Raw genomic sequence first — 1,069 nt, forward strand, 5'->3', positions numbered from 1 at the left:
ATCATCATAAAAAACTCGTCAATTAAGCCCTATCAGCCACGCAACCACAAATTGACATCAATACACTGCAATACAATCAAGCATCGAGTCAATGGGCCTACAGTCCTCCTGAGAGCCAGCTAGACGACCGCTTGCGGTCGAGCCTTTGGCTCAACTTCTTTTAGCGCGACCACAGCGTTCAAGGAAATCACCAAGGAAACTAAGGCCTCCAGGCTAAGAGGCATCTCATTCGGTTTTAATCGAATAAAGTAATGAGTCTTTTTGTCACAAAGACCGCGTTGGGCGTCAGTTTACGCACCCACGCTTTAGAGTATCGTGACCATTTAAAACCGTTACTTTTTAATTTTTTGCGCACCTCTTCGGCTGGAATACCGTCAAATGAAAACTTAATGCGGCCCTCTTCTTCGTACAGCTCCCAAGCCGTCCCCATTGCCTCGCCGTTACCCTGTAATGGCGCTTCGTTGTGCAACGCTTCCAAGTGCTCTAAACGCTTTCTAGTTGTTCGGATATTGGCATTACTATTCTGTAGTGCGTATGCATCAAAGCCAAACTTTCCAAAAAACTCACACGGGCGTAATAATTTTTTTGCTCTTTCTTCTGTCTGTCCGTGTGTATTAACCAAATATTCGATCTTGTCTTCCTCGGTCATATGACTAGAGCGAACGATCTTATTAACGGCTTTCATGAGTTCATGACTTTTAATCAAACCCTCGAGCTTTTTCTTCAATTTTTCAACCGCTTCTGGGTCGTCTGACGCGATACCGGCAGAGCCTACACTATCAGCGCGACGGCTCAGATATTCCGCTTTATCCTGAGCCTCTACGCTTTTACGCATGTTGGTATTGATGCTCTCCGCGTGTTTACGGTGCTTCGCTTCTGAATGGTGACCAACCAGGATTGGCTGACCGAACGGTAACATTTTCCCTAATGTACTCGCGGTATTAAATCGCTCATTAGAGACCGCTTCAGCTTTAGCGGCACGCTCTTCTAATCTATCGCGCTTCGCTTCTTGTCGCTCTTGATAGTCTCCCAGCGCTACCACTTTTCGGGTGTTATCTTGTGGTGGCGG

1 protein-coding gene is annotated in these 1,069 nt (G+C 46.5%); it reads right to left on the reverse strand.

What is annotated here, in order from left to right; translation table 11 throughout:
* Positions 1 to 235: 235 nt before the first annotated feature.
* The coding region (locus AB6D80_RS25060; RefSeq protein WP_372189925.1) for a DUF3560 domain-containing protein at positions 236 to 1,069 on the reverse strand (834 nt) is incomplete at its 5' end.

The sequence above is a fragment of the Vibrio sp. 10N.247.310.17 genome, assembly GCF_041466605.1.
GTDB classification, from domain to species: Bacteria; Pseudomonadota; Gammaproteobacteria; order Enterobacterales; family Vibrionaceae; genus Vibrio; species Vibrio tasmaniensis_A.